Annotated in this window: 21 protein-coding genes; 11 read left to right on the top strand and 10 right to left on the bottom strand. The window is 47.2% G+C overall.

From position 1 onward, the window contains the following. Positions 1-157 precede the first annotated feature (157 nt). From ACIDITHRIX25_RS000000102730 to thiE, 3 genes are all read left to right on the top strand, one after another. The gene (locus tag ACIDITHRIX25_RS000000102730; protein WP_082058542.1) at positions 158-673 is read left to right on the top strand and encodes a prepilin-type N-terminal cleavage/methylation domain-containing protein; all 516 of its coding nucleotides are present in this window, start codon (positions 158-160) and stop codon (positions 671-673) included. A 591-nt stretch (positions 674-1264) separates the two neighbouring features. After that, positions 1265-1846: an HhH-GPD-type base excision DNA repair protein gene (locus ACIDITHRIX25_RS000000102725; RefSeq protein ID WP_201732126.1), complete on the top strand. Its 582-nt coding sequence runs from the start codon at positions 1265-1267 to the stop codon at positions 1844-1846. Beyond that, positions 1836-2459, top strand: coding sequence for a thiamine phosphate synthase (thiE, locus tag ACIDITHRIX25_RS000000102720; protein WP_201732125.1), 624 nt, complete (start codon positions 1836-1838; stop codon positions 2457-2459). The genes ACIDITHRIX25_RS000000102725 and thiE overlap by 11 nt, the downstream gene beginning before the upstream one ends. Before the next feature lie 34 nt (positions 2460-2493). Here thiE and ACIDITHRIX25_RS000000102715 read toward each other — a convergent pair whose 3' ends face one another. The 3 genes from ACIDITHRIX25_RS000000102715 to ACIDITHRIX25_RS000000102705 all read right to left on the bottom strand — a co-directional run bounded on the left by ACIDITHRIX25_RS000000102715 (position 2494) and on the right by ACIDITHRIX25_RS000000102705 (position 5039). Beyond that, complete coding sequence (locus tag ACIDITHRIX25_RS000000102715; protein ID WP_201732124.1) at positions 2494-3255, bottom strand: hypothetical protein; 762 nt, start codon at positions 3253-3255, stop codon at positions 2494-2496. Between the two features lie 97 nt (positions 3256-3352). Further along, positions 3353-3721 carry a carboxymuconolactone decarboxylase family protein gene (locus ACIDITHRIX25_RS000000102710; protein WP_201732123.1) on the bottom strand — a complete coding sequence of 123 codons (369 nt, stop codon included), beginning with the start codon at positions 3719-3721 and terminating at the stop codon, positions 3353-3355. Between the two features lie 202 nt (positions 3722-3923). Then, positions 3924-5039, bottom strand: coding sequence for an acyl-CoA dehydrogenase family protein (locus ACIDITHRIX25_RS000000102705; protein WP_052605059.1), 1116 nt, complete (start codon positions 5037-5039; stop codon positions 3924-3926). A gap of 170 nt (positions 5040-5209) precedes the next feature. On the opposite strand from ACIDITHRIX25_RS000000102705, the gene ACIDITHRIX25_RS000000102700 reads away from it, so the two are divergent. The 5 genes from ACIDITHRIX25_RS000000102700 to sufU all read left to right on the top strand — a co-directional run bounded on the left by ACIDITHRIX25_RS000000102700 (position 5210) and on the right by sufU (position 9342). Further along, complete coding sequence (locus tag ACIDITHRIX25_RS000000102700) at positions 5210-5830, top strand: MBL fold metallo-hydrolase (RefSeq protein WP_052605060.1); 621 nt, start codon at positions 5210-5212, stop codon at positions 5828-5830. Positions 5831-6107: 277 nt separating this feature from the next. After that, the gene (locus ACIDITHRIX25_RS000000102695) at positions 6108-6698 is read left to right on the top strand and encodes a nitroreductase family protein (protein ID WP_201732122.1); all 591 of its coding nucleotides are present in this window, start codon (positions 6108-6110) and stop codon (positions 6696-6698) included. A gap of 58 nt (positions 6699-6756) precedes the next feature. Beyond that, positions 6757-7503: a Fe-S cluster assembly ATPase SufC gene (gene sufC / locus ACIDITHRIX25_RS000000102690; RefSeq protein WP_052605062.1), complete on the top strand. Its 747-nt coding sequence runs from the start codon at positions 6757-6759 to the stop codon at positions 7501-7503. A 5-nt stretch (positions 7504-7508) separates the two neighbouring features. Continuing rightward, entirely contained in the window at positions 7509-8774 is a 1266-nt protein-coding gene (locus ACIDITHRIX25_RS000000102685; RefSeq protein ID WP_235347671.1) for an aminotransferase class V-fold PLP-dependent enzyme, read from the top strand. Positions 8775-8874: 100 nt separating this feature from the next. Then, a complete protein-coding gene (gene sufU, locus ACIDITHRIX25_RS000000102680) occupies positions 8875-9342 on the top strand; it encodes a Fe-S cluster assembly sulfur transfer protein SufU (RefSeq protein ID WP_052605063.1) in 468 nt (155 codons plus the stop codon). Positions 9343-10074: 732 nt separating this feature from the next. On the opposite strand, the gene ACIDITHRIX25_RS000000102675 is transcribed toward sufU, so the two are convergent. The 3 genes from ACIDITHRIX25_RS000000102675 to ACIDITHRIX25_RS000000102665 all read right to left on the bottom strand — a co-directional run bounded on the left by ACIDITHRIX25_RS000000102675 (position 10075) and on the right by ACIDITHRIX25_RS000000102665 (position 14202). Next, the gene (locus ACIDITHRIX25_RS000000102675; protein ID WP_052605064.1) at positions 10075-11298 is read right to left on the bottom strand and encodes a phosphodiester glycosidase family protein; all 1224 of its coding nucleotides are present in this window, start codon (positions 11296-11298) and stop codon (positions 10075-10077) included. Between the two features lie 105 nt (positions 11299-11403). Next, positions 11404-13005 (bottom strand): sensor histidine kinase, encoded by a 1602-nt coding sequence (locus ACIDITHRIX25_RS000000102670; RefSeq protein WP_201732121.1) that lies wholly within the window; start codon positions 13003-13005, stop codon positions 11404-11406. A 531-nt stretch (positions 13006-13536) separates the two neighbouring features. Then, complete coding sequence (locus tag ACIDITHRIX25_RS000000102665; RefSeq protein ID WP_052605066.1) at positions 13537-14202, bottom strand: response regulator transcription factor; 666 nt, start codon at positions 14200-14202, stop codon at positions 13537-13539. 174 nt (positions 14203-14376) lie between these two features. On the opposite strand from ACIDITHRIX25_RS000000102665, the gene ACIDITHRIX25_RS000000102660 reads away from it, so the two are divergent. Continuing rightward, positions 14377-14568 carry a ferredoxin gene (locus ACIDITHRIX25_RS000000102660; protein WP_052605067.1) on the top strand — a complete coding sequence of 64 codons (192 nt, stop codon included), beginning with the start codon at positions 14377-14379 and terminating at the stop codon, positions 14566-14568. Positions 14569-15307: 739 nt separating this feature from the next. On the opposite strand, the gene sufC (ACIDITHRIX25_RS000000102655) is transcribed toward ACIDITHRIX25_RS000000102660, so the two are convergent. The 3 genes from sufC (ACIDITHRIX25_RS000000102655) to sufD are packed head-to-tail and all read right to left on the bottom strand — an operon-like array spanning position 15308 to position 17702. Beyond that, positions 15308-16069, bottom strand: coding sequence for a Fe-S cluster assembly ATPase SufC (gene sufC / locus ACIDITHRIX25_RS000000102655; RefSeq protein WP_235347673.1), 762 nt, complete (start codon positions 16067-16069; stop codon positions 15308-15310). Then, positions 16051-16368, bottom strand: a complete 318-nt coding sequence (locus tag ACIDITHRIX25_RS000000102650) for a non-heme iron oxygenase ferredoxin subunit (RefSeq protein WP_052605068.1) — start codon at positions 16366-16368, stop codon at positions 16051-16053. Before ACIDITHRIX25_RS000000102650 ends, sufC (ACIDITHRIX25_RS000000102655) begins: the two co-directional genes overlap by 19 nt. Then, positions 16368-17702, bottom strand: coding sequence for a Fe-S cluster assembly protein SufD (gene sufD / locus ACIDITHRIX25_RS000000102645; protein ID WP_201732120.1), 1335 nt, complete (start codon positions 17700-17702; stop codon positions 16368-16370). Before sufD ends, ACIDITHRIX25_RS000000102650 begins: the two co-directional genes overlap by 1 nt. 208 nt (positions 17703-17910) lie before the next feature. Here sufD and ACIDITHRIX25_RS000000102640 point away from each other — a divergent pair, with 208 nt between their 5' ends. Beyond that, positions 17911-18720 (top strand): enoyl-CoA hydratase-related protein, encoded by an 810-nt coding sequence (locus tag ACIDITHRIX25_RS000000102640; RefSeq protein WP_052605070.1) that lies wholly within the window; start codon positions 17911-17913, stop codon positions 18718-18720. 271 nt (positions 18721-18991) lie between these two features. On the opposite strand, the gene ACIDITHRIX25_RS000000102635 is transcribed toward ACIDITHRIX25_RS000000102640, so the two are convergent. After that, positions 18992-19327: a hypothetical protein gene (locus tag ACIDITHRIX25_RS000000102635; RefSeq protein ID WP_201732119.1), complete on the bottom strand. Its 336-nt coding sequence runs from the start codon at positions 19325-19327 to the stop codon at positions 18992-18994. Positions 19328-20084: 757 nt separating this feature from the next. Here ACIDITHRIX25_RS000000102635 and ACIDITHRIX25_RS000000102630 point away from each other — a divergent pair. Further along, on the top strand, positions 20085-21581 hold the full coding sequence (locus tag ACIDITHRIX25_RS000000102630; RefSeq protein ID WP_160291752.1) for a S1C family serine protease: 1497 nt from the start codon (positions 20085-20087) through the stop codon (positions 21579-21581). The last annotated feature ends 24 nt before the right edge of the window (positions 21582-21605 follow it).

Here is a 21605-nt window from a genome sequence, read left to right as displayed (position 1 = left end):
AATCAAAGTGGCCGAGTATAAGAAGATAATTTTACCAATAATAGATCTTAAAGGAAGTTCTAAGGACTGACGATAGATCTCGCAAGATGAGGAGGATCAATCACCACCTTCAATCTCTTTGAGCAAGGATTATCGAGCAAGGAAGTTCGACAAGAAGATGAAAAGGCGCTTGGCGGCTGCCAGTAGACTTACCGATATTCAAGACGGATTCACCATGGTGGAGCTGATGGTCATAGTCTTGATCATTGGAATCCTAGCAGCTATCGCCATCCCAACCTATCTTGGCGTTTCAGCATCCGCGCAGAATAAACAGGCGGAAGCCACTCTTAGAAATGCATTTTCGGCAGAGAAGATCTACTTCTTCCAACACAACGGCTACAGCTCTATCAACGCCACACAGTTGGCCAAGATTGAACCTTCTCTGAGCTATGTCGACGCCATAGCCCCCAGTAAAGTAAACGAAGTAGACGTCTGGTATGCCACTGGAGGCGTTCCACATGGAACCTACGCGCCCGAGTGCATAACTACCTACTCTCAAACCGGGAATTATTATTCTATCTATGACAACGGCGGCACATCTATGGCGCCTATTCAATACCTAAAATCTACCCAAATGCCCACCACCTGTGGAGGAAGTGGGTGGTCGACCACAACAACAGCTGCTGGCTGGTAGCGAGAGCGTCTTCATTTTCAGAAAAAAGCCACACCTTTGCGCTATCGTTCCGGGAGATTACATGGAATTGAACCATCCTCATCTCCTGAATTGCCCGTATTACCCGTACAATCTCTAGCGCGCACATCATCAATGTCGCCTATTTGAAGTCACGACCCTAAGTACTCAGAAGCACTTAAAAACTGGCCACCCCAACCAAGTGGTTGCACCTTTAGCCAATTTACGACAATCACCTCGAAGAGGCAGAAGGTCTTGGTCGATTATCTAAAATCACCAAAAGAGGCTTCTTTATATCTCCCTTCATCCTAGAAGATCATGGTAATAAAGGATCACACAAGCTACGAAGAAAAGGTAAATCGAACCCAAAAAACCTCCCCGAAATCGATCTCTCATCGACGCACCTGTGGATCAACAGACCTCCATCTCAACCAAGACGAAGGCAATAGCCCCCTTTTGTGGTACCTCCTTTCATGAACCAACCGGAGTTACCTGACTAAAGATTTATGCGAAGAGCAAGTCTTTGTGATCCAGTGAGCAACTAACTTATAAAACAACAACCTAACCAGTCGAGACCTTCTCACAAGGAACCATATGCCTTTTTATATTGCAGCAGAAGAAAATGCCAATTTATTACTGGATCAATCCCCGCTAGCGCTACTCATTGGTATGGTTTTAGATCAACAAATACCAATGGAGCGGGCCTTCTCGGCACCGTACCTCCTTCAAAATCGACTCGGGCAACCTCTCGATGCGCAATATATTGCCACCATGGATCCCGAAAAGCTTCAAGAAATATTTTCAATCAAGCCCGCGCTACATCGGTTCCCATCAGCAATGGCTAAGCGAGTCGCAGAGGTGGCAAGGCTAGTTGCCGTTGATTACAATAACGACGCAGGAGCAATTTGGAATAACGCAACTTCTCCAAGCGACCTCTTCAAACGCATCTGCGACCTCCCTGGCTTTGGGATCGATAAGACCAAGATCTTCATAGCACTCCTAGGCAAACAGGTTGGAATAAAGATAGATGGCTGGCAGGAAGTATGTCAACCATTCGGAGAAGAAGGTACCACTATAAGCGTCGCGGACATTATCGATGATGCGACATTTGCTAGTGTGCGCCAATTCAAGCAAGAGATGAAGCTGGCCAAGAAGGCGAAGACCGATGAAGTTTGACTATTCCGATAGACGGCTATATCTGTGCATTGGGATCTCAGAGCAAGTCCGCGACGTTGTGCGTGCCGCCATCGACGGTGGGGTTGATGTAGTACAGCTGCGCGAAAAAAATGCTGAAGCTCAGCCAATCATTGAGACCGCCTTAGCCTTAAAGGAGATATTAAAGAGGAACGACATTCCATTTTTTATCAACGATCGTGTAGATATTGCCAAGATAGTAGCCTCAGATGGAGTTCACCTAGGTCAAGGTGACATATCCCCTACCCAAGCGCGGACAATCTTAGGGCCTGAAACAGCCATAGGCAGGTCAACCCATTCAGTAGCCGAGTGCCAAAGGTCGCTCGACGAAGAGATAGCATACATCTCAGCTGGCCCCATCGAAAAAACTCCCACAAAACCATTGAGAGATCCCGTTGGAGTGGACTATGCGCAATATGCCATAAAGACATCCCCGCGACCGGTTTTTATCACAGGTGGGATAACACCGGAAAAAATCCACGAGTTAAGTCCTTTGGGTATCTCCCACTTTGTCGTAGTGCGATATATCACTCAAGCAAAAGATGCATTTCTTTCAGCAAAAAAACTAAGGGACGCTATCGACCAATATTGGTAGGAGTCCGGTTTGTCGCTTAGTCCAAAATGGTTAACTACTCATCTATTCGTGCGATCCAACCAACCACAAGGGCCAACAGTCGTGGGTCTGCTCTTAGACTTTCGCCACCGGCTGAGATGAAGTGTAGCTCACCGTGACCTGCCACATCCTCAACCAGCTTGCGTAGGTCGTTGGCGTCTATCGCATTGTCGTCACCACCTTGAATAATCAACCAAGGAATGGTAGATAGGCTCTGCACGCTCAAGCTGGGATCAATCGCATGAAATTCATTCTCCCAGCTTTTGATCATCTCTATTGATCCAGGCACACCAACCCCGAGACTCTCAAGTTGATCGGCCAATTCATAGACGGAAAGGCCATAGGGAGGAACGGTCGGAATAGTGGACACTGTGACGACACCTTGCAGGTCACGGATCTCGGCCGCGGCGGCCAAAACTGGAATCGTAGCCAACTCAAAGCCAACCATAAATACACGATCTACGTGCATTTCATCTCGAAAATATGAAACAGTATTCACGAGGTCCTGGCGCCACGTCAAAGGCGAGAAAGCACCCTGAGAACCACCCACACCGGACAAATTAACTACCGCCACCATACACCCCGATGATGTAACTAGACGTTGCTGAAAGTTATCCAGATAGAAGTCGACCTCGACTCCGGAAACTCGTGGAGCGGTGGGAGCACCATAGGCTAAAATCAGTGCCTTTGGGGGAGGAAGATTGTCCATTTTGGACTTAGAATCCTCTACCACCGATACATTCAGGCGTTTTCCACCCGATGGAATCTCAATAATCACAGAGTCAAGCCTGAATTCATACCCGAAGAAGACGACCGATATCGTCGCATGTTAGAAGTTGAAGTATAACCCCGATGGAAATTCCGCGTATCGTCCATTAACCTTCATCAACCTGGGGAGTGTAAAACTCATTAAAAGCTTGCCAAGCTCGAGGGCCATAAACAGTACCCGGACCCCCTAGCATTAGAATCGTAACTCCAACCATCTCGGCGACCTCTTGAGGGGTCACGCCCTTTCGTGCGGCCCCTCGCGCATGCGAGGAGATACAACCGTCACATTCGCGGGCAATCGCGATAGAGAGAGCGATCAACTCCTTGTATTTAGCTGGCAACTCTCCCTCTGCCATCGCAGCTCGAGAGAGATCAGCGAAGCCCTTCCATACATCTGGTGTAAGTGCCCGCAACTCCTTTGCCGGAAGTGAAAGATCCCTCGAGAGACTCTGATAATGGCCATGGCTTTCATCCATGTAGCACCTCCAACTTTTGACTTAGCAAGATTTATCAATTCCAATATCAAAAAATTTTCATATCAGAAATAACTTCTATGGCAAATCTATCAAAAATCTAAATAGATAAATCATCTGCTAAATACCAAGATCTTGGCGGGCCACACAAAAGGGTCCCGCCAGTAGATCACCATCTCACCGATTAGTCCAAGCAAAAAGCGGACTAAAGACCTATCTTTTGTGCGAGACGTTCACGATGATAGGAAGAATCCCCAAATAGCAACTGGGAAGCCTTTGCGCGCTTGAAATAAAGATGTGCGTCGTGCTCCCATGTGAAGCCAATTCCACCGTGAATCTGGATATTCTCAGCGGCAGCTTTGAAATAGGCATCTGAACAGAATGCCTTCGCCAAGGGAGCTGAAATCTCAAACTCTTCATTTTGCTCACTCGCCGCCCACGCTGCGTAATAGGCTGCCGACTTTGCTGATTCAACCTCGAGAAGTACATCAGCACACTTATGCTTTATCGCCTGGAAACTTCCAATCGGTCGCCCAAATTGGATTCTGGATTTAGCGTAATCCACAGCCATCTCCAAACAACGTGAGGCACCTCCAACCTGCTCGGCCGCCAAAGCGACTCCAGCTAGATCGAGAGTTGTTTCAATTGCTCTAGCAGATGCACCTTGAGTGCCAATCAACCGCGCTGGAGTACCATTGAACTCTATTGTGGCCATCTTTCGGGTTGAATCCAAGGTCACGATGGGAGTTATAGTCATGTTGGGGGCATCGGACTCTACAACAAGCATTGAAATGCCATCGGTGGTGCGAGCCACAACAATTATCTTGTCGGCGATGCTGCCATCAATCACATAACGCTTCTCGCCATTGATAACCCAAGACGAGTCGATAGCTGTAGCCGTCGTCGAGATCCCATCCAGATCCCATCGACCATCCCCTTCGGTGATAGCCAAGGTTACCAAGGTCTCACCAGAGGCAATCGAAGGAAGAAGATCGGCCTTTGCCACCTCATCATCACTTTGGAGAATCGCATTTGCTCCAAGCGCAACACTAGAAAAATAGGGGCCGCAAAAAAGCGCCCTGCCCATCTCCTCGAATACAACAGTCAACTCGAGTGGGCCAAATCCAGCGCCACCAAACTCTTCTGGAATCGCTAAGCTGCAAAGGCCCAGCTGATTATTTAAGATATCCCATACCTCACGGTCATATCCCTCTTGCGTCTCCATCTGCGCTCTGACGCTAGAAGTTGGCGATTTATCTTCCATAAAACGCCTAACCGACTTACGCAACTCTTCCTGTTCTTCAGAAAATGCGAAATTCATCTCATCCCCATTCGTAGGCTTCCTATAAAACCATTTGATGCCAAACCAAAACCCAAATCTAGCCAAAGTTCAATACAAATGTGTGGTAATTGCTAATTGAGACCTAGATTTATAAAAACACTACCACATGGTCCAAAGTATCGACATTGAAAGAGTGCAGGAATAAAGCCATGACACCATCCCTTATCAAGCTCTATCAGGACTCCGCCTTTAACTTATACAAATGCGTAGTAGGTCCACTTGACAACAACGTCTACATTCTGCAATGCCGCGACAGTGGCGAATCAGTCCTTATTGATGCAGCAAATGAAGATGACTACCTTCAACAGCTTTGCGAAACCTATAACGTTCGAAATGTTCTAGAGACCCATGGCCACGATGACCATATCGCAGCGGTGCCAGCGCTTAGAGATGCGGGGTATAACGTTGCCATCTCCGCCCAGGATTCATCCATGCTCAAATCTTACGACCAAATATTAATTGATGAAGCTATCATCACCATCGGAAGACTCAAGGTAGAGGTTATTCACACTCCAGGCCACACTCCAGGCTCCTTAAGCTTTCACCTTCAAGATAGCCCACTACTTTTCTCTGGAGATACATTATTTCCAGGAGGACCCGGCGCTACACACTTTCCTGGAGGTAACTTCCAAGAGATAATCAATTCAATCGAACGAAAGCTATTCGCAAGATTTGACGGAACAACGATAGTATTACCCGGTCACGGTGAAAATACCACCATCGCAAATGAAGCTCCAAATCTCAACGAATGGATCTCAAGAGGCTACTGACCCAAACCGCCAATGACCCTATCAATTCATGCACAGTCTGACAAAGCGAACAAAAGGTTACGGGTCGTTTACGAAAAGGTTAATTTCGCCAATGAAATTTCGATAGTCGCATTCACATAAAGTCGCAAAAGAATAACAGTAATAAAATTGTAGGTAACAATTAAAATTCGCTCGAAAATCTTAAGATAAGGCGTATATCCTAACTAACTCATAGAAACAACCCTGATTTTCGAATTAGCCCTTAATTACGCACCGATTTCTACTAAAGAAGGAAACATTGAAGACCGGTAATAACGCTACAATAGCAACAATATTCAATCGACGATCGAGTGGCAAACTCAACCCACCGGGACCAAGCGAAGCAGAATTGATTACAATACTTCGAGCCGGAGCTGCAGCACCAGATCACAAATTGACCAGACCCTTTTGGTTTATCGTCTTTGAAGGTGACGCACGCCTTGAATTCGGAGAAGTCTTAGCCGAATCTATGACTCGTCGCAGTTTAGCCTTAGGCATCGAACCAACTCAAGGTCAAATCACAAAAGAAAAGACAAAATTCCTAAGAGCACCCCTAGTCATTGCGGTCGCTGCCAAAAAACACCCAGAGATAGTCCTACCCGATGAAGAGTTAATTTGCGCCGGTGCCGCAGCCGCACAAAATATGCTACTAGCAGCAACTTCTTTCGGCTACGGTTCGATGTGGCGCAGCGGCGATGTCCTCTTTGATCCATTCATAAAAGAGGCGCTCGGATTAGCAAAAACAGATTATCTTATAGGTTTCCTCTATTTTGGATCCTACAAAGACGGTATCACCCCAGAGCCAAACGATCCGGAACTAAGCGATATCGTATCGAAGTGGGAGTCATAGGTATTATTACTATCTAGATAGGGAAAATATCTACCAACAGCCACTATTATTTAAAAACATGGCTTTCCCTCTCTTCGAACTTCGCGATCTACACGTCAGCACTGACGATGACAAAGAAATCCTCAAAGGCGTGAACCTCACGATACCCATCGGTGAGGTTCACGCGCTCATGGGACCAAATGGCTCAGGAAAGACCACTTTGGCCTCAGCCCTTCTGGGTCACCGAGGGTATCGCATAACCTCGGGGTCGATCTTGTTCCACGGTGAAGATATCACCGAATGGAGTACTGACGCCCGAGGAAAAGCCGGGATCTTCCTAGCATTTCAATATCCTGAAGCCATTAGCGGCGTCTCGGTAGTGCAGTTCCTACGCCAGGCCATGAGTGCTCGTAGAGGGGTAGATGTATCGGCCCTTGAAGTACGCTTTGAAATGCTAGATTGGATGGATCGCCTTGGAATGGACCCGTCCTTCGCTGAACGTTATCTAAACGAAGGATTTTCAGGCGGCGAAAAAAAGCGCAATGAAGTCCTCCAGCTTGCCCTTTTGAATCCCGATTTCGCAATATTAGATGAAACCGACTCGGGCCTCGATATCGACGCACTTAGAGTCGTATCTAGAGGTATCAATGAAGTGCGCTCAATCAATCCGAATCTGGGAGCCTTATTAGTAACGCACTACCAGCGTTTTCTCGACGAGGTACATCCAGATAAAATTCACATCCTTATCGATGGAAAGATAATCGCTAGTGGTGGCATGGAGATCGTAGAAACCCTAGAAATAAGCGGCTACGAAGGATGGAGATAACACAAATGGGGACTCTACCGGAGATGCCGAATTTAAATGAATTGAGTTTCGATCCAAAGGTAATCAAAAAAGATTTCCCCATATTTTCCCAAAACCGAGATAAGCCGCTTGTCTTTTTAGATTCCGGAGCATCTTCACAAAGACCCACGTCAGTACTAGACGCCATGGACGACTACTACCGCACCACACACGCCAACGTCCATCGGGGAGTTTACGCTCTAGCTGAAGAGGCGACAAACCGCTATGAAGCCGCCCGCCTAAAAATCGGTAACTTTATAGGTGCGCCCAATCCATCCAAAGAGATTGTCTTCTCAAAGAACTCAACCGAATCACTAAATCTAATTGCCAATTCGCTTGGTCACGGTTACTTGCACGCAGGTGACAAGGTCGTCCTAACCAAAATGGAACACCACGCTAATCACGTTCCCTGGATCATGCTTGCATCTTATCTTGGTATAAAACTAGAATTCATCGACCACGATGAACAAGGTCGCCTTATCCTAGATAACTTAGATCAAACATTAGATGGCGCCAAAGTCGTATCGCTCACTCTCGCCTCAAACGTGCTAGGAACGATTACTCCTTTTAGTCAGATAGCTCAAGTCGCTCACAGTTATGGTGCAATTGTCGTTGGGGATGCCTCTCAATATGTGCCACATATGCCCTTAAACGTAAAAGAGCTTGGTGCTGACTTGGTAGCATTCACTGGTCATAAGATGCTCGGACCAACAGGTGTTGGCGTGCTATGGGGAAATCTCAAAACCCTTGAATCGATGCCGCCCTTCTTAGGAGGTGGCGACATGATCGCCGATGTACGCCTTGAAAGCTATACCCCTAATGAACTTCCATATAAATTTGAAGCGGGGACACCACCAATCGCTGAAGTCATTGGCTTAGGAGCAGCCGTTGACTACTTGAATAATCTTGGTATGCAAAATATCGCTAATCACGATCGAGCAATAATGAAGATTGCTCTCGAAAAAATCAATGATCGCTTTGGAGACACCATCAAGATTTATGGTCCAAAAGACTACAAGGAGCGCTCCGGCTGCATCTCGTTTAGCTTTGAAAACGTGCACCCCCACGACATATCACAAATACTCGACCTCCATGGCGTGTGCGTACGAGCTGGCCACCATTGTGCAAAGCCATTGATGCGTGAATTGGGTGTAGCAGCAACGGCTCGAGCCTCATTTCATATCTACAACGACGAAGATGACGTCGACGCACTGGTAGAGGCGCTTGCCGAAGCACAGCGCTACTTTAGCTAATCATAAAAGCCACCCGCCAAAGGCAATCACCCAAAAGGGGCCATTGCAATACGACGATTAGACTCTTAATCGATAAATTTTGAATGAAGGTACGAAGGAAATGCAGGGATTAGAGGATCTATACAGGGAGATCATCCTTGACCACTACAAGAACCCAAGAAATTCAGGAACATTGGAATCGCCACCGGCACTGAAGAATGAGGGTTACAATCCGCTATGTGGTGATGAAGTTACCATCTATGTAAATTGGGATGGTGACAAGATAGCCGATATAAAAATGGCTGGACAGGGTTGTTCGATCTCTCGCTCCTCAGCCTCGCTTATGACAATCTCCGTAAAAGGCAAATCCTTAGAGGAGGCCCGGGGAGTAATTAAGACCTTTAAATCTCTACTATCTCTTGCAGATGATCATGAAACAGTAGAGATTCAAACCAACGAAGACCTAAGGGCTCTAGGCGAACTAGCCGCGCTTCAGGGTGTGGTGAAATTCCCAGTTCGCATCAAATGTGCGACCCTCGCTTGGAACACATTTTCTCAAATTCTAGATGAGATAGATGCGACCATTTAACCCTAGGCGGCTTAGTCATTCCTAAATAAGGTCTATGGCCACCGAATACACCCAACCAACTGAAATACCTAAATTCATTGGAAAAACTAAAAATAAATGCTAATCAAAGGTGGCTAAGGACTAAGATAACTTTGCTCTTGTCTCCGATAAGTTTGGCTATTTCGAGACAGCTGTGTCCTTGGGCTCCTAATTTCTAATCAATTCATTGATGGCCTAACCTTTGGCATTTGATGACTCCCGGGTGGTTTTGAACGTTCCAATATAAGGCTTACTGGGGTGGTCAATTTAATGTTACTGGCAACAGATACACCCCAATTGGCCCGGAAATAAAAGTCCGAGTCGGCACATCTCCAATCCGTCAAACGTTGGTCGCTAGATCAACGTAAGGCATACACCCCAGGTTCACGGTCGCAAGGCCAGAGCCCAAAGTAGCACCCCGAACCGGGCCCTGTCTGATTTATCTCAGACCAGCGCAAGCCAATAACTAGCAACCTCACCTACCAGTATCAATTCCTCGATACCCGACCAGATGTTCGTGGTGGCGTGATGGACGGCATGTGAGGCAACCTCAACCAAACGATAGGGGCCAGAAGCCACGTCCGTAAAGGCAGGGAGGGTTCGAAGCCGTGACTAGAACCCAGATAGTTCACGAGTAAAACCACGCTAAAGCCGAAAGGCTGGAGCTAAAATAGCTACATTGCAACCAACGTAGCTATCTCGCTCGGTATAATTTCAACCAGCTGGCACGCTTGAGGTTGTAGATGACGATGTCTGAGGAATTACATGCCCATTTGCATCCGTAGGCCGAGCAAAGGCGGCAATAAAGTCTCGAGCGGTACCTTCAAAGTAGCGAGCAGGCGGCCGCAGCATATTGTAGACCAGACGGGATCCATTACTAGGTAACGCTAGACCGTTATTTGTCGATGGATTGAAATAGAAGAAGTTGGTCCAAGTGGAGTTGATATCCATCTCCATAGCGCGAACGGCCCCTGCCCTAATGAGAATGTTCGCCAAGTTGGCAGTACTAAGACCCGCTCCTGCTGCATAGATTATCGCTCCGTTAGCCGTCACACCGACTCCAGACCGCCAAACCAAAACAGCATTCCCAACAGTTGCCCCCCAAATGAGAAAGTTATTGGAGTAGACCGCAGGATTAACTTTCCCATTATCGACAATCAATGATAGATTCTGTCGCACAGACGCCACATCTGAAGTTAGCGTCTGATCTCTACCCCACTGCACGACATTGGCAGTACCATTTTTATAGATTACAAAAGACGCTGCGCCATTTACTAACGGATAGACCTGACGACCCTCAGAATACCAGCCGCCCTTGGCATCCTGCATTCTAAAGCCCGCGTTGAAGGCAGCGACCAAGCTTTGCTCTTCTGTCGTGGAAAATGGGGCCATGTAGGTCCATGGTCCATGACCTGGCTCTGCCGCCCCTGCAAAAAGGGTAAACGAGAGCAAATTCGGATCCATCCATGCCACTCCAGCCACTAGGGATGTATAGACCGTAGAAGGACGAATGGTCGTGGTGTAAAGACCAGCCACCCCGCCGATCAATCTACCCTGAGGCTGCCAAACGCCTTCTCCAGCTATAGACGGAGATACGAATGGAACCAAAGATTTAGGTGGGGGCAGATGGGCAGGACCCTTAGCTATAGTTGTAGTCGTAGACTTCGTCACCTTGGCAATCGCCCCGGCTGGTGGTTTGCCACCTACTGGTGGCTTGTTGTGGCTATACCAGAAGTTCTCTGCATAGCGAACAATCGAAGCTCCACCGTGACCACGAATCCACTCAACTGTCTTTACCCCCAAGCTACTACTACCAGGGGCAGTAAGGGCTGTTCCATAAGACCACGCTACGGTGGATATGAGAATTGCCCCAACTAAGACTATTGAAATTCTAAAATATCTTGGTCGAAAACGTCTACGGCTATAGGTTCTTTGCATTATTCCACTTCTCGCTAATTTCTATTAGCTGAAAATCTTCATACCGACTGTAGCTGATTCAATAAAAGCCACAGGGCAAAAACTACCTACTACAACATAAATGGTCTACGTATGAATTTGCTGAATTGACTCAACATCAAGGTCAGCAAAGTCTGGATCTATAGGAAGATGCAGTATAAACTCCGCTCCCCCTAATTCAGCAGGTTCAGCCGATACTTCAATTGTACCCTGATGAAGTTCAACCAACGCAGCGACGATCGACAGACCTAGCCCTGACCCGCCACTAATTCGCGCGCGATCTTCATCAACCCTGTGAAACCTCTCGAAGACTTTCTCTCTCATCTCAGGTGCTATGCCCGGCCCATCGTCTCCGATGCGTAACTCAACGCTAGCCTCTCCATGGTAATCAATAGTTCTTAGACCAATCGAAATCGTAGATCTCGAATGGCGAGCAGCGTTTTCGAGTAAATTCCGGATGACACGTATTATTTGATCCCTATCTGCCCTAACTCGCGCCGCGCTCACCCTAGTGGCATCCACGATCTTCTGATTGTGGATTCGAACCCGTCGCGCCTCTGCGGAGATAATCTCATCTAGATCTACCGACTCTAGGGATGGTCGAATCACCTTTTCGTCGAGCTTGGCCAAGGTCAACAAATCTGCCACAATCCGCTGCATTCTCTGAGCTTCATCCAGCGCTGCATTCAAGGACTGAGGTATATCGGTGGCTTCTGGATGCAAAAGCGCCACCTCAAGTTCGGCCCGAATCGACGATATGGGACTTCTCAGCTCATGAGATGCGTCAGAGACGAACTGACGTTGACGCTCAGTCGAGACCTCAATTCGATCGAGCATTGCATTCATCGTAAAAGCAAGGGCCGCTATCTCATCTTTTGTTTGTGGAACAAAGACTCGCCGATGCAGATTGGAACCGGAGATATCGCTAACTTCACTTCTGATCTTCTCAACCGGAGAAAGAGCTAGTCCTGTAACAAACCAAACGATCAATCCAACCAGTATCACCAAAAGTGGAAAGACAACAAAGAGCGACGTCTCAATAGCATTAATTGACTGTTCTCGCGAGGCTAACGAAGCCCAGACAAAGACATAGACCTTAGCGCTAGCAAGCTTTTGATTCCCAGCGGCAGGACCTATCTCCTTTTTTGTAGTAAGAACTGGAGTCTCCGATCGCTCTGGAAGTCCTATATCCGGAGTAGCTCCCGATGAGAACTTCACAATACTGAGTCCCTCGCTTGAAACCGGAACTGCAGCACCTACTATAACTCCGTTTGAATCACGAACAAAACGGCGATGAAGATTCGAAGATGGAGGCGTATAGGTCAAGTTGACGGCACCTTGAGCCGGCGGAATCTTAGTGATTGGACCCAATCCGCTAAAATTTCCAGTTGATGCTACTACGCGTCCCTGGGAATCAATGATTTGAACTCCCAAATCTCCCCGAGGAGCCGGCAATGGATTAAGAATATCCCTGCTGTGGAGCATAATAGATACAGTACCGAGCTCCGTGCGAGCTAAGTTCATTGCCGCCTGATCGAAGGCATCTAACGTATTACGAAGTAATACAACTCCAGCCAAAAAAAGGGCCAGAGAGACTACTAGAACTGCCGCAAACGTTGTCCGTGCACGTACGGACCTATAAAAGGATCGAGTCTTAGCCTTAACTTCGTTTTGTATCTTTCGATCCATTGCCAGCTTGACACCACTTTTTCACACACGTCTAGATGACTTTTCAAAACAAATCAACCTAGAGCCACCGAGCTACGACCTCCCCAAAAAAGAGATGGATCCCAGCTACGGAATCAACCAACTCTAAACCAAAAAAACACATTGGCACGTAAGATCTAAAACAAAAAATATAGTCAACATCCAGAAAGCGCCAACACGCTCAGAAAGTCAGACCTGCACCAAAGACAAAGCTCCAGGTCTCTAAATCAAGCCACAGCGCAAACCGTATCCGCGGTAAAAAAGCGTTGACTAAAAGCTCCAGCGACGATAAGCAACAGAATCCATACAGATGCTAACGGATGAAGATCGGCTGAACTTTAGGTGAGATGACGCCTGAGACCTGTCCTGGATATAACGCCCAGGGATCATTGGGCTACTTTTAAGCGCAAACCTCCCTGAATGTAAACTGTGATTTAAAGCCAGAACGCAAATCACCGACAAAGACGAAACACACAAACAAACAGGCCAATCGAAGTGCGCCAAGCAGGCAAATTATGATATGACATAACCAGCTCCTCGAATAGTTCGAATTGTCTTTGTTCCAAATGGTGCATCGATCTTCTTGCGCAGATATCCGACATAGACCTCAACGATGTTTGAGTCACCTTCGAAGTCATAGTCCCAAACGTGCTCTATGATTTCAGATTTGGTCAACACCTCGCCTTTTCGCCGAAGCAAAAGCTCGAGTAAAGAAAATTCTCGAGATGTCAGTTCAATCTCCACCAAACCACGGCTCACTCCATGGCTCGCTGGGTCAAGAATCAAATCATCGACGCTCAACTGGGCTGGCCGAGAAGGCGATGACCGCCGCAGCAGGGCCCGAATCCGAGCTAACAATACTGTAAAAGAAAATGGCTTCGATAAAAAGTCGTCAGCGCCGGTATCTAATGCCTCGGCCTCATCGAGTTCTCCATCCTTTGCAGTTAGCATCATTATCGGGCACCAAATCTCAGATTCACGAAGCATTGCACATAGCTTAAATCCATTGATCCCGGGCAACATAATGTCAAGAAGGATCACATCATATGGGCTCTCCTTGGCTAGTCGCAAACCTTCAGTTCCACTATTTGCTATATCGACTGCGAAACCCTCAGCCTGCAAGCCACGTCGTAACGCCTCGGCGAGCCTTACCTCGTCCTCAACAACCAGCAGCCGCATATCACTCACCTAACCTAAAATCTGGCACCAAGATTATCAAGAACCCACCGACATTATAAGTAATCTTCATGAAAGCTAACAAAGAGTCAAATTTCTAAATCGGCAAAGGTCTATTCTCACTTTGAAAAATAGGCTAACCTTTGGTTTTAGATCACATCAACCAAGGAGCTTTCAATGAAAGTAGAAGTCGACTTTGAAAAGTGTCAGTCAAATGCAATTTGCATGCGAATTGCGCCAACAATCTTTGAAGTTAGAGAAGACGGATATCTCTACGTTCTAAACGATACACCAGACGAAGAACTTCGCGAAACATTGATCGAAGCGGTTGAATCGTGTCCGACCCAAGCGCTCTCGATCATAGGTTGAAGATGATCCACCAAAGATAACGCAATTTAGACGATAACCAACTAGGCAATTTCAAAAGCCACACGCTTGAGGTGCTCAAATCAACTTCATTTGTTCAGGCTGTAATCACCTCGAACTCTAGCGAGCCTTCAAATATGGCAAGTGGTAACTGCATTGGTCCAAAGCGCCTACTTTGCCCCATCATTAGAAACACGTGCCCTATGTGTTACCTGCTGTATCTAATACCTAAAATCTTACCGCTAGAACCCCAAGCGAAAATACTTGCCATTTTATCTAGAGTCCAGTTGCAAAGGCCGAGTGAAATCGGGCTAATTATGGCGAAGAGAGATACCTCTAGCTGCTGACATCCCTGACCAAGGGCCATGGCCCTTGGGGATCAAAATTCTGAGGACAGCCAGTCGCCCTGGATAGATTTCGTCCAAAGCAAAAAGAAATGATTTCAGAAGCGACCAACAAAGACGATACAGATATAGAAGATTAAACGAAGAAGGAGGCGCTATGCGCCTCCTTGACTTCCCCCATCCAGAAAAAGCAAGCGCCTGGAAATCCCCACTACACTGACCAAACTCCCCCAAGTTGCTTTCGCACGGCCTGTGAATTTCCTTGCGCTTCACTGAGAACCAGTATACACACCAGTGACTTAAGTCACAAATCACTAAAGGTAGAAACCTCTAAAAAAAATTAAAATCTGATGAAATTATTGCCGCAGGGAAGGATTTATCAGCCACAAAGAGGAATTTCACCTCTTTTTTGGACCATAACCTGTTCGTTCAAGCTCGAAAGCCAACTCCGGACCACCGCTACGATTTATGTGTCCATCTTCAAAGACGTGCACAAAGTCAGGCTCGAGCTCACGCAGAAGGCGGGAGTAATGAGTGATGACAAGTACACCTAGCCCCTCTTCCTTAACCATCAAAGCGATACGGCGAGAGACGTCACGCAGAGCATCAATATCTAGACCGGAATCGAGCTCGTCCAAGATCGCAATCTTCGCGCCGAAGGTAGCCAGCTGAAAGGTCTCGGCCCGCTTTTTCTCGCCACCAGAAAATCCAACGTTTACACTTCGCGAAAGAAGCTCTGGCGAAAGACCAATTGCAACTGCCTCTTTACTTAAGTCTTTAGCAGCCAACCTAGCTTCGTCCAAATTCAGCTCACGGGCAAGGTCATCAAAGCTCACGCCCACCAGTTCGGGAGGGTACTGGGCAATCATGAACAACCCAGCCCGGGCCCTTTGGTAGGTCGGAAGATTAGTAAGTTCCAAATCATTCAAAAAAATCCCGCCAGAGGTCACCACATATGGATTCTTTCCCATGATGGTAGATGCAAGCGTCGTCTTGCCTGAGCCATTAGGGCCCATTATCGCGTGGACTTCGCCGGCCTTTATAGTCAAATCAACGCCCTTGACTATCTCTTTGTGGTCTATCTCAATATGAAGATCCACAAGGCGCATGACCGAATCTACTGAGGTCTTGGCAGCTATCGTCATTTGATTGTCACCCATAACTTTCCATCTTCTACGTGAACGTCATAGACGGGCACAGCACGCGTTGCAGGTAGCGTAGTGGGCTTGCCTGTGACAAGAGAGAAAGTACTTCCGTGCTTCCAGCACTCCAGTTCCTTCTCTTGCGAATAGACTTCACCTTCGCTCAATGCATAATCTGCGTGGCTGCATTTGTCTCCAATGGCATAAAAATCATCGCCTATTCTGACAATTGCTATTCGATGACCACCGACCTCGACGCTTCGCGCCTTTCCGACCTCGAACTCTTCAACCGTTCCAAGAGCGATACTATCGTGCATTACAAGGTCTCCCTCAATTTGATATCAACCAATTCATTGATTACCTCAACCGCCTCTGACGAAGCGATCCCCTCCATAATCTCGTTGAAAAACCCCTTAACGATAATCCGCTTGGCACGTTCTGGGTCAATTCCGCGAGATTCCAAATAAAAGACCATCTCTGGATCGATCGGTCCTACTGCTGACGCATGCGAACATCGAACATTGTTCTCTCTGATATCCAAATTTGGCACCGAATCAGCGCGCGCGCCTTCAGAAAGCACGAGGTTTCGATTTGTCTGAAAGGCATCGGAACGCGAGGCGCCCTCTTCAATGCGGACTAAACCAGAGTATACCGAGTGCGAATTCTCCGAAACTGCCCCTTTGAAGAGCAACTCCGAAAAGGTATTTGGAGCATGATGATCCTGGAGAGTGCGAAAGTCTAGCATCTGGCTACCGCTTGCAAAATAAGCAGCCTTCAGGTAGGCCTTGGCATCGGCTCCATCCAAGTGGCTCTCCGCGCGAACACGAGCGTAGCTACCGCCAAAGCTAAAAACGCCAAATTCAAGCTTGGCATGATCGCTAATGCGTGCCGAGCAGTTGGCAACGATATAACCATCTTTAGAAAGGTCTTGAATCTGATAGTGATAGAGGTTGGAGCCTGCCCCTAAGCAACTAAGAAAGTTTGCCCCTACGAAGGAGACAGAAGGCTCCGAAGATATGAACTCAATGACATTTGCTTGGGATCCATCTCCCAAAACCACGACAACGCGTGGCAAAAACGCCACATCCTCACCAGGCACCCTGTAGCTTATGACTATCGGTTCATCAATCTTCGCATTGTCGGCAATCGATATGACGTAATGATCTTGCGAGTACGCCAAGGAGTATGCAGAAAAAAAGTCGTCCATCAATAGATACTCGTCCCAATGAGGTTTTGTTATATCAGAGATATGAGAGACACTGAGAACCTCAGAGTTTTTAGCCCGGTCATAGATGTCCAAAGAACCTGGAGCAACTTCTAGATACAGTGAAGAAGATGCCACGAGAGATGCTTTTAGGCCATCTAATAGCGGTGGAACTCCATCGAATAGCTTGATTATTGGCTTTGAAAGGCCAACTCTTAACGAGAGTGAAGTCAAATCCTCAACTCTCGAATAACGCCAAATCTCCTCGCTGGGAGCTGGAAAGCCAATTTCGATCGCCTTTTTCCGGGCGTCCTCCCGAAGAGAGGTTAGCCAAGAGCCATCCCCTCCTAAAACAGTCTGGTTTTCAAGTTCGAATGCTTGGACGCTGCCAATTTCGCTCGACACGGTCACCTCGATCGCAATTTCAAAAATAATTTCTCCTATCACGATAGTAGAATCCCAATTGGAATTCGCCTACAAACGGATTGTCAAACCTAGTTCTTCAAATTTGCAAAGGAATATCGGCGACTTCAGCCCATTTGCAAGCCAATCCTTCCAGACCGAATTAATGGATCTAACCCGGCCAAGAGCCACAATGTAGGGCAAATCTAGATAATCGAAAAAACCGACAATTTGTTGATGTTAGCATTATGAAATGTCTAGTAACCAATGTATCGAATACAAAATCAATGGCCACATTGGTCACGTAATCCTCTCACGTCAAGAGCGAAGAAATGCAATGAATCCTGCATTCTTCGAAGAATTCCCTCTAGCCATCAAAGAGTTAGTTAAAGATGGCCAAGTCAGAGCCATCGTAATTAGTTCAAGTGGAAATGACTTTACAGTCGGCCTAGATCTAAAAGAGTCGATACTCCATTCACCTGGTGGATCAGTAGCTAAATCGGCTTCGATCATGTACGAAAGAGTCAAAGCTCTGCAGGACTCTTTTTCAGTCTTAGAAAATACTTCGATTCCTGTAATCGCCGCGATCAGCGGATATTGTATCGGTGGCGGTGTCGATTTGATTGCTGCATGTGATATCCGAATCGCATCTGCGGATGCAATCTTTTCCATAAGGGAAGCCAAGATCGCTATCGTTGCCGACCTGGGATCTCTGCAAAGGCTTCCCTCGATAATTCCACGAGGCCACCTTTATGAGCTCGCACTAACGGCTGAGGACTTTGGAGCCGACCGAGCCCTAGAGATAAACTTGATCAATAGGATACTCCCGACAAAAGAAGAAGTAATTGAAGCAGCCTTTGAGGTTGCTAAAAAAATCGCTGCCAACTCGCCGCTCGCCACAGCTGGCACAAAAAATATTCTCAATTCAGTTTATGGTCACCACCTATCTGAAGACCTTGACAGGGTTGGCCTTTGGAACTCAGCCTTCCTGCGCTCAAATGACCTAAACGAAGCCATTGGCTCCTTCATAGAAAAGCGACCCCCTAACTTTACCGGAGAGTAGTAAGGTAGCTGGCAAGGCAGATGGGCCACAAAGACCCAACGTAGTAAGAGGCGGACACCACAGCCAAATAAAAGATCTAAATCACCTTATTGGATTCTCGCTCAATAAGGTGATTTAGCACCTTGTCGAACCGCCATTTCCAAGGTATCCATAAATTGAGCGAAATGGAACGCGACGTGCTAGACCTCAGATTGGGCTTGGTTCGCCCATCGCGTACAACACATCCAGTACGACAAAAGACGAGCTTTTATCGCCGAATAAGCTACCTTACCTAGTCGCGATCTTTGCGTCGGAAAAGGCCTCGCCGTTTCTTCGATTCTTTTAATTCGTTCATCGTGTCAAAGACTGCGGAATTGACAACATCTTCAGCACGATTTAAGAGCTCCTCGATATCGCGCTCTTCGTCTTGCGGGATATCGATAGGAACCACAGGCGGCGAAACCAATTTTCCATGTTGCCAACCAACATCTGCAAGTCTTCGCTCATATTTCGGACAATTATCTGGACACTTCCATGGTGCCTCTGGGGCAAGGCCCAAAACGCAATACCTCGCAACATCGCCCGTATCATATGTACGGCTCTGATAGTTTTTACACTCTTGACGCATCCCCATCCGACATTTCCTTCTTCCAGCGTCGAACCCTTTTGGCAAAGACTAGTCCAAGCTCAACACTTTTGACGAACAATGAAAAATTACATGCTCATTTAACTATGAATACGACCTCAAAACGACCAACCTAAATGGCTCCTAAATCGATCGAATATCCAGTTCAAATGGGCGAAATCAAAGATGGCCAATATGGAGAGACTCAATAACAAAAATATCGGAAACTCAATTCGTTCACGAAGATGCCCCATGGATTATCCATTTAAAAAAACAGATGACTGATTACGTCACCAAGATGAAATCCCGACAAAAACTCAACTAAGAAAATTACCAAGATATTGGGCCGCCTTGAAAACACGATGTTAGAACCCATGGTCTTCCTATGGCAAAATCGAAACTTGCTTTGGTAATGCTTTAATGGGGACCAATTGCCCCAAGGCTCCCCTACGAGCGGGTTGCTTGATCCACATCTAAGTTAGGAGGGCCCAACTTTCCCAAATGATTTAACGGATTAAAAAAAATAGTGATGGGGGAAATCATCACAAAAAGCACTACAACTAATATCTGTCGACCCTTTAGAGGGAGAGAGTGGGGCCCCTTTTAGACTCTCATTGGGTCGCATATTTATTATCGGCAATTATACGCGATCCTTTAGCGATATTTCAGAATCCTCAAAGGTTCAACCTCGATAGTGGTCTCATAAGGTTTTTTCAAAACCCAAACGATGACAAGACGAGACAAAAACGAGGGATACGCAATGGAAGAAAACTTTACCCCCCAAGGTGACACCCCAAACGACAAGAGTTCCGATATTGATCCATTCGACGAAGCGCTCAGCTCACTGGCAGAAAGTGGACCAAAACCAACTTCAGAAGAAGCAATCATTACGAGCCAGAGTTTCGAAGATTTTGAGCCAACAACCTCATTTGAATCCCAAGGCGATCAACCTTCCCAGGAGCAGGCACCGAAGTTCACAAACCCGGGATATCTAAACGAACCGACAGATACGTCAGCAGGTACCAGCTTCAATGGGCAAAACCTCTACACTGCAGCACCCATAGCGCAAAAACAGAGAACGCAAAGGCGAAGAAGAGGAAATGGTCGCCTCTTTGCTGGCGTCGCACTAACAGCCCTAGTGGTCAGCGCAGTTGGTGGATATGGCGGCTACAAGCTAGCTAGCTCCACCACCACAAGCACAACCGTTCCCTCTGCAGTCCAAACAAATGCAACCACAACAGCTCAGGCTGCTGCCGCAATTACGTCGGCCAATGGAGCGATGAGTATCCAAGCTATCCTCGCGAAGGTTGAACCTGCGATAGTGGACATCTCTACCACCGGCGTTCAATCCAATGGCTTCTTCGGAGGCTCTAGCAGCTTCTCGGCTGCCGGTACAGGAATGATAATGACACCCAATGGTAAGGTGCTAACAAATGCACACGTTGTCGCGAATGCAAGTACAATTCGCGTGACTTTACTTGGTCAATCCAAATCATACAACGCTACCGTCATAGGCCGAGATACGGCCCACGATGTAGCTGTACTTCAAATTCAAGGCGCATCCAATCTGCCTACTGTAACATTTGGAAAGTCATCAGCCCTTCAAGTTGGAGACAGCGTTGTCGCTATTGGTAATGCACTGGCACTTCAAGGAATGCCGACTGTGACCCAGGGAATCGTCTCTGGCCTTAATCGAACGCTACAGTCGTCAACTAGCACCCTTAGCGGTCTCATCCAAACCGATGCACCGATCAATCCTGGCAACTCAGGCGGACCGTTGGTAAATGCATCCGGGCAAGTAATTGGAATGAATACCGAAATCTTGACAGGAACCGGTACCGAACCTGCTCAAAATCTAGGATTTGCCGAATCAATAGACTCTGTACTTCCAATCGTCGCCAAGATCGAAGCTCACCCGAACACATTTACTACAACTACCCCTGTCACTGGACAAACGGCATACCTCGGTGTAGCTGTGGAAACACTGACTCCTTCCATCGCTAGCCAACTCGGTCTACCAACATCCCTAAATGGCGCTCTAGTCGACCAGGTCACAGCAGGAGCACCAGCAAATCAAGCTGGAATTACCCCAGGATCCGTAATCACCAACGTCAATTCGAAGGCCATTACCAGTGCATCGAGCCTTGTCACAGCGATACATTCACACAAGCCTGGGCAATCTCTGACTGTCAAATGGGTCAACGCACAAGGCACCAATTCTGCGACGGTGACCTTGGCAGCAGCCCCGACCGCCTAGTCGTCATGACGCACAATAAAAAGC

The organism is Acidithrix sp. C25, assembly GCF_904848545.2.
This window is presented reverse-complemented; position numbering and strand designations above follow the sequence as displayed.